This window comes from Mycobacterium sp. TH-M82, from assembly GCF_057473605.1.
Genome location: NZ_JBYCKY010000159.1, coordinates 1 through 7,119, shown reverse-complemented (window position 1 = coordinate 7,119; position 7,119 = coordinate 1). Strand labels below are relative to the sequence as shown.

The 7,119-nt window shown below is 68.0% G+C and carries 7 protein-coding genes and 2 pseudogenes; 4 read left to right on the top strand and 5 right to left on the bottom strand.

Going from position 1 to position 7,119, the window contains the following annotated elements; translation table 11 throughout:
* The 4 genes and pseudogenes from AC2VON_RS04715 to AC2VON_RS04700 form a co-directional block, all read right to left on the bottom strand.
* Nucleotides 1–135, bottom strand: a 135-nt coding sequence (locus AC2VON_RS04715) for an HAD hydrolase family protein (RefSeq protein ID WP_486951902.1), incomplete at its 3' end; no start/stop codon positions are given.
* Nucleotides 136–166: 31 nt separating this feature from the next.
* Nucleotides 167–715 (bottom strand): annotated as a pseudogene (locus AC2VON_RS04710) (lysophospholipid acyltransferase family protein); the annotation flags it as partial.
* 2 nt (nucleotides 716–717) lie between these two features.
* Nucleotides 718–1,482 (bottom strand): lysophospholipid acyltransferase family protein, encoded by a 765-nt coding sequence (locus tag AC2VON_RS04705; RefSeq protein ID WP_486951900.1) that lies wholly within the window; start codon nucleotides 1,480–1,482, stop codon nucleotides 718–720.
* 18 nt (nucleotides 1,483–1,500) lie between these two features.
* Complete coding sequence (locus AC2VON_RS04700; RefSeq protein WP_486951899.1) at nucleotides 1,501–2,289, bottom strand: lysophospholipid acyltransferase family protein; 789 nt, start codon at nucleotides 2,287–2,289, stop codon at nucleotides 1,501–1,503.
* Between the two features lie 114 nt (nucleotides 2,290–2,403).
* Between AC2VON_RS04700 and AC2VON_RS04695 the strand changes: the two genes are divergently transcribed.
* Nucleotides 2,404–3,951, top strand: a complete 1,548-nt coding sequence (locus AC2VON_RS04695) for a Rieske 2Fe-2S domain-containing protein (RefSeq protein WP_486951898.1) — start codon at nucleotides 2,404–2,406, stop codon at nucleotides 3,949–3,951.
* Nucleotides 3,948–4,055: pseudogene (locus tag AC2VON_RS04690) on the top strand (hypothetical protein); the annotation flags it as partial. The gene AC2VON_RS04695 and the pseudogene AC2VON_RS04690, both read left to right, overlap by 4 nt.
* A gap of 14 nt (nucleotides 4,056–4,069) precedes the next feature.
* Here AC2VON_RS04690 and serS read toward each other — a convergent pair.
* Nucleotides 4,070–5,329: a serine--tRNA ligase gene (serS, locus tag AC2VON_RS04685; protein WP_486951897.1), complete on the bottom strand. Its 1,260-nt coding sequence runs from the start codon at nucleotides 5,327–5,329 to the stop codon at nucleotides 4,070–4,072.
* A gap of 134 nt (nucleotides 5,330–5,463) precedes the next feature.
* Between serS and AC2VON_RS04680 the strand changes: the two genes are divergently transcribed.
* Nucleotides 5,464–6,876: a septum formation family protein gene (locus tag AC2VON_RS04680; protein ID WP_486951901.1), complete on the top strand. Its 1,413-nt coding sequence runs from the start codon at nucleotides 5,464–5,466 to the stop codon at nucleotides 6,874–6,876.
* A 5-nt stretch (nucleotides 6,877–6,881) separates the two neighbouring features.
* A partial coding sequence (locus AC2VON_RS04675) for a metallopeptidase family protein (RefSeq protein WP_486951896.1) occupies nucleotides 6,882–7,119 on the top strand: 238 nt, incomplete at its 3' end.

Here is a 7,119-nt window from a genome sequence, read left to right as displayed (position 1 = left end):
GGCGACGGCGGCGTGGACGGCCGCGCGGGTGCGCGGGGTGACCGACTCGTCGTCGTCGAGCAAGGTGCCGTCCACGTCGCTGGCGATCAGCGCCGGCAGCCTCACCGCAGAATCCCGCGGGTCGGTGTCCGGCATGGAACCGATGACGTCACCGGCGCCGGCCCGCGCCGGCCGCCCGCACCGGTTGGCCGACTTTCACCAGGACGGCAATCGTGTTATGCCACAGCTTCTTCGGATGATCTTTGGTCCAGATGCGCTGGGTGCCCCAGACGATGACCAGAACGATCGGCACATCGGCGTCTCGGGCCATGCGGGCGGCGCCGGTTTTGAACTCCCTGAGCTCGAAGCTGCGGCTGATGGTGGCTTCCGGGTGCAGGCCGAGTAGTTCGCCCTCCTTCAGCCGCTGTACGGCAACCGCGTAGGCGTGCGCCCCGGCCCGCCGGTCCACCGGGATCAGCTTGGCGTGCTTGATGACGAAGTTGACCACCGGCACGTCGCACATCTCGGCCTTGATCATGAACCGCAGCCGACGGCGGCGCCGGAAGGCCGCTATCGACACCGGGTAAAAGTCCACGTAGCTGGTGTGGTTGACGACGAGCAGCGCGCCGCCGCGTTCCGGAATGTTCTCCAGCCCGTCAAAGGTGATGCGGCATCCGTTGGCTTCGACCAGTGGCGGGACCACGATTTCCAACATGCGGAAAAACGGTTCAGCCATCCCTAACCACTCCGTCTTTGATCACCGTCCGCCCGCCTGCGTGCCCGTTCGGCCAGTTCCTCGTCATCAAGAACCTTAGCCTCGGCCGGGGTGGGCGCGCTGCCGCCCATCCGCTGCGGCACCCAGTAGGCCCCGCTCGGGTGCGGATAGTCCTGCTGCACGCGTTGCAGCAGCCGCGCCATCTCCGCCCGCAGAGCGGCCCCCAAAGCCGCGGCGTCACCAGCCGGGGTGACCGCAGGCCCGGCCGCCACGGTGATCGGAATCTTGGTGCGCAGCAGGCTGGCTCGCGGATGGTCCTTGGTCCACACCCGATGAGCGCCCCACACGATCAGCGGAATGATCGGTACCTGCGCCGCCAGCGCCATCCGGGCCGCCCCGGTTTTGAACTCCTTGAGTTCGAAACTGCGGCTGATGGTCGCTTCCGGATAGACACCGACCACCTCGCCGGCGCGAAGCGCCGCCACGGCGCGCTGGTAGGAGTCGGCCCCCGCCCGGCGGTCCACCGTGATGGTGCCGGTGTGCTTGATCAGGAAGTTGACCACCTTGACCTGTTGCATCTCGGCCTTGATCATGAACCGCATGCGGCGCCCACGGTGGTAGACCGCAAGAGCGGCAGGCAGGAAGTCGACATAGCCGGTGTGGTTGATCGCGATCACCGCGCCGCCGGCCTGCGGGATGTGCGCCAACCCCTGGAAGGCGATGCTGGTGCCGGAGGTTTTGACCAGCGTGGTGGCTGCGATCTCCAGCACGCGGAAGACCGGCTGCATCCGTTGCTCGCCGATCGCCTACTCGGGTGCGCCGTCCAGGTTGGGTGGCCCGGCGCCGTGGGCCGCTTTGGCGGCGGCTCGCCGCCGGGCCTCCTCGGCGTCCAACCGTGCTGCCTCGGCCAGGGTCGGCGCACCGCCGCCGAGTCGGTGTGGCACCCAGAACGCCCCGGCCGGGTACGGCCCGTAGGCGTCTTGGACCTGTTCCAGCAGATGCTGCATGCGGGCGTGCAACAGTGCCTGCAGGTCGTCCACCGGCAACGTCGGGTCGAGCGCCTCGCCGACCGCGACCGCGACCGGCACCTTGGGCCGCAGGAGTTTCTTCGGGTGATCCTTGGTCCAGATCCGCTGCGCACCCCAGACGATGTGCGGGACGATCGGCACCTGCGCCTCGACCGCCATCCGGGCGGCGCCGCTCTTGAACTCCTTGAGTTCGAAACTGCGGCTGATCGTCGCCTCGGGGTAGACACCGACCAGTTCACCGGCCCGCAGGTATTCGACCGCGGCGTGAAACGACGCGGCACCGTTGCCCCGGTCCACCCCGATATGGCGACAGCCGCGCATGATGGGTCCGGTGATCCGGTGGTCGAACACCTGCTGCTTGGCCATGAACCGCACCTTGCGGCCCAGCCCCTGCTGGTAGGCGGGCAACCCGGCGAAGGTGAAATCCAGGTAGCCGGTGTGGTTTATCGCGACGACCGCACCCCCGCTGGCCGGCAGGTTCTCCACCCCGGTGACGGTGAGCTTCAAGCCCTGCAATCGCCAGACCAGACGGGCAAGTGCGATGATCGTCCCGTACACCGGTTCCACGATCGTCCAGCCTAACGCCGCTCCACAACCTGCCGCCCACCGCCGGCTGTCCCACGCCCGGCTAAGCTCGCTCCGGTAGGCCAACGTCCCTCAAACGAGGCTAGCGAGGTACTCGTGCGGGTCACCAGTGTCGGCCACGCCGGCTTCCGGATCGAGACCCAGGCGGGCAGCATCCTGTGCGACCCGTGGGTCAACCCCGCCTACTTCGCGTCGTGGTTTCCGTTCCCGGACAACAGCACCCTGGACTGGGACGCCCTCGGCGACTGCGACTTTCTGTACATCTCGCACCTGCACCACGACCACTTCGACCCACGGCATCTGCGTGCGCACGTCAACAAAGACGCGGTGGTACTGCTGCCCGACTACCCGGTGCCCGATCTGCGCGGCGAGCTGGAGCAGCTGGGCTTTCACCGGTTCTTCGAGACCACCGATTCGGTCAAGCACACCGTCAGCGGCCCGGGCGGTGACCTGGAGGTGATGATCGTCGCGCTGAGCGCCCCGGCCGACGGGCCGATCGGCGACTCGGGCCTGGTGGTCTCCGACGGTGTGACGACGGTTTTCAATATGAACGACTCCCGTCCGGTCGACTTGGAGGTGTTGACGGCATTCGACCACGTCGACGTGCACATGCTGCAGTACTCCGGCGCCATCTGGTATCCGATGGTCTACGACATGCCGGCCCGCGCCAAAGAATCGTTCGGTATCCAGAAACGGCGACGCCAGATGGACCGGGCCCGCGCCTACATCGCCCAGGTGGGCGCCAGCTGGGTGATCCCGTCGGCGGGCCCACCGTGTTTCCTGGATGCCGGACTGCGCCACCTCAACGACGACCACGGCGACTCGGCCAACATCTTTCCCGATCAGATGGTGTTCCTCGACCAGCTGCGCGCCCACGGTCACGATGGTGGCCTGCTGATGGTCCCCGGCTCGATAGCGGACTTCACTGGCGCACAGCTGGATTCGCTTAGCCACCCACTGACCGCAGACGATGTCGAGGCGATCTTCACCACCGGCAAAGCGGACTATCTTGCCGACTACGCCACGCGGATGGCCCCGGTGCTGGCCGCCGAGAAGGCATCCTGGGCACCCGCCGCCGGCGAGCCGTTGCTGGAGCCGCTGCGGGCAAGGCTCGAGCCGATCATGAGCAGAAGTGACGAGATCTGCGACGGCATCGGCTACCCGGTGCAACTGGTGCTCGGTCCCGAAACGGTCGTGTTGGACTTCCCGAAAAGGTCGGTGCGCGAACCGATTGCGTGCGAGACGTTCCGCTACGGCTTCGCCATCCCACCGGAGCTGGTGCGCACCGTCTTACGCGACGACGAACCGGACTGGGTCAACACCATCTTCTTGTCCACCCGGTTCACCGCATGGCGGGTCGGCGGCTACAACGAGTACCTGTACACATTCTTCAAGTGCCTGACCGACGAGCGCATCGTCTATGCCGACGGCTGGTTCGCCGAGACTCACGATGACACATCGACGATCACCTTGGACGGCTGGCAGATTCAGCGCCGCTGCCCCCACATGAAGGCTGACCTGTCGAAGTTCGGTGTGGTGGAAGGCACTACGTTGACCTGCAACCAGCACGGCTGGCAATGGGATCTGGAGACCGGTCGCTGCCTCACGGCACGGGGCCACGAACTGCGGTCCTTGCGGGCATGAATGCATCCGGTCAAGGCCACGTGGCCTACGATGACGGGCTGGTTCAGCTTGATCGCGAGGCGATCACGTTGCGCCGCTATCATTTTCCGTCCGGAACATCGAAAGCGCCGGCGACCAGCTAGCGCGCCGGCTCCAGCACTTGGGTGCCCACGAACGGCACCAGCGCGTCGGGCACCCGCACGCTGCCGTCGGGCTGCTGATGGTTCTCCAGAATCGCCACCAGCCACCGGGTGGTGGCCAGTGTGCCGTTGAGGGTGGCGGCGGTCCGCGGCTTCCCGTCGTCGTCGCGGTAGCGGGTGCCCAGCCGACGCGCCTGAAAGGTGGTGCAGTTCGACGCCGACGTCAGCTCCCGGTAGCAGCCCTGGGTGGGAATCCATGCCTCGCAGTCGAATTTGCGAGCCGCCGACGACCCGAGATCGCCTGCGGCCACGTCGATCACCCGATAAGGCACCTCGATGCGCGCCAGCATCTCCCGCTGCCAGCCCAACAGCCGGTCATGCTCGGACTCGGCGTCGGCGGGCCGGCAGTAGACGAACGCCTCCACCTTGTCGAACTGGTGCACCCGGATGATCCCCCGGGTGTCTTTGCCGTGGCTGCCGGCCTCGCGGCGAAAACACGACGACCAGCCCGCATAACGCAGCGGTCCGCTGGACAGGTCCACGATCTCGCCGGCGTGATAGCCGGCCAGCGGCACCTCGGAGGTCCCGACCAGGTAGAGGTCGTCGGACTCGATCCGGTACACCTCCTCAGCGTGGGAGCCGAGAAAACCGGTGCCGGACATGATCTCGGGCCGCACCAGCACCGGAGGGATGACCGGTGTGAAGTCGCTCTCGACCGCCAGCCGCACCGCCAGCTGCAGCAGGCCCAGCTGCAGCAGCGCGCCCCGCCCGGTCAGGAAGTAAAACCGGGAACCGGATACCTTGGCGCCGCGCGACATGTCGATCAGGCCCAGTGCCTCGCCGAGGTCGAGGTGATCCCGCGGGTTGTCGATCGCGGGCAGCTCACCGGTGACGTCGAGCACGGCATAGTCGTCCACCTCGCCAGCGGGCACCCCGTCCACGATGACGTTCGCGATCGTCATATGCGCGGCGGCGGCCACCGCCTCGGCCTGGTCTCGAGCGGCTTCGGCCGCCTTGACCTGCTCGGCGAGCTCTTTGGCCCGCGCCAGCTTGCCGGGCCGTTCCTCGGCCGACGCCGCACCCACCGACCGGCTGACCGCTTTCTGCTCGGCGCGCAGCGAATCGGCGGTCGCGATCGCCGACCGCCGCGCGGCATCGGCCGTCAGTAACGCATCCACCAGGGACGGGTCCTCGCCGCGACTGGCCTGGGAACGCCGGACGCGGTCGGGATCTTCGCGCAGCAGGTTCAGGTCGATCACAGCTCGCCACCATACTTTCGGTCGGCGATGGGAATCGCCGGCAGGTGGGCCGGGAGCAGATAGCTCGTCGCACCCAGCAATACCAAGACAGTACTTTTGCATCAGTTGTCACGCCACTATCGGTGCCTGTCACAATGGAGCGGATGTCGCAGGCAGTTGACCAGGAGCGTTCACCCGCCGTGCAGCCGGCTGAGCAGCCGGCCCGGGTGCAGTGGCTGCGCGCTCCGCAGGCAGCATCGACGCTGCGGGCGCTGCTGCTGATCGCGCTGGGCGGGCTGCTCATCGCCGGGCTGGTCACGGTCACCCCGGGCGATGCAAGCGGCCCGACCGGCTTGCTGAGCTATCTCGGCTCCGATCCCGCACCCGGCGCCCCGGCCAACGAAGCCAAGGGCGCCAGGGGTAGTGACGCGCTCGACCGTGCGGTCGCCGGCGACTGCCTGATGTGGCCGGACAACACGCTGGAAGCGGCGACCATCGTCGGATGCGGTGACGACCATAAGTTCGAGGTCGCCGAGCCGGTCGACATGCGGATCTTCCCGGGCTCCGAGTACGGCCCAGACGCCGCTCCGCCTTCGGCTGCCCGCATCGAGCAGATCACCCAGGAGCAGTGCGAGTCGGCGGTGCAGCGCTATCTCGGCCCGAAGTTCGACCCGCACGGCAAGTTCGTCGCGAGCATGCTGTGGTCCGGCGATCGGGCATGGCTCCAGCGCGGCGAGCGCCGGATGCTGTGCGGCCTGCAGCTGCCCGGCCCCGGCGGCCAGCAACTGGCTTTCGCCGGCAAAGTGGCCGACATCGACCAGGCCAAGGTCTGGCCGGCCGGCACCTGCCTGGATATCGACCCCGCAACCAACCAGCCGACCGATATTCCCGTCGACTGCGCGGCACCGCACGCCAAGGAGGTGACCGGGGCGGTCAATCTGGCCGAGAAGTTCCCCGATGCACTGCCCCCCGAGCCCGAACAGGACGTCGTCATCAAGGACGAGTGCGCCCGGCTGACCGACGCTTACCTCAACCCGGTCCAGTTGCGCAACACCACACTGACGCTGACCTACGCCACCATCTCGCTGCCAAGCTGGTCGGCGGGCAGCCGTCAGGTGGCCTGCAGCATCGGCGCCACGCTGGGCAACGGCGGCTGGGCGACACTGCTCAACATGGCGGGAGGCTCGCTGCTGATCAACGGCCAGCCGCCCGTCCCGCCGCCGGACATCCCCCGGGAGCGACTCGAGCTACCGTCCATCCCGCTGCCGGCCCTGCCGGTGCAGCCGATTCCTGCACCGCCGGCGGCTCCGGCACCGGAGTCGACGATCACTCGCGACGGCAACCAGCACCTGCCGCAACAGCAGCCTGCCCCGGCGCAACGCCCGGCACCGGCCGCACCGCCCCCGCAGGCGCAGCCCCCGCAGGAGCCGCCGCCGTTCCCGCCGTACGCGCAACCGCCGCCACCGGAGGAACCCCCGCCTTTGCCGTTCGCCCCGCCGCCGCCGTTCCCGCCCCAGGCACCGCCGCCGTTCCCGCCGGGTCTGCCGCCACCGGCACCGGGCGGTTGACGCCGATGACCGTGCGGATGGATCCGCACCGGTTCGACGACCTCGTCTGCAATGCGCTGGATCTGATCCCACCCGAGCTGGCGGACGCCATAGACAACGTCGTGGTCCTGGTCGCCGATCGCGATCCCGAGGACCCTGACCTTTTGGGGCTCTATGAGGGCGTGGCGTTGACCGCGCGCGACTCCAACTACGCCGGATCGCTGCCGGACACCGTCACCATCTATCGCGAGGCCCTGTTGGACA

Excerpts from the sequence above, each read along its gene's own strand:
- AC2VON_RS04705 (WP_486951900.1), bottom strand. The coding sequence starts at position 1,482 with ATGCAGCCGGTCTTCCGCGTGCTGGAGATCGCAGCCACCACGCTGGTC.
- AC2VON_RS04680 (WP_486951901.1), top strand. The coding sequence starts at position 5,464 with ATGGAGCGGATGTCGCAGGCAGTTGACCAGGAGCGTTCACCCGCCGTG.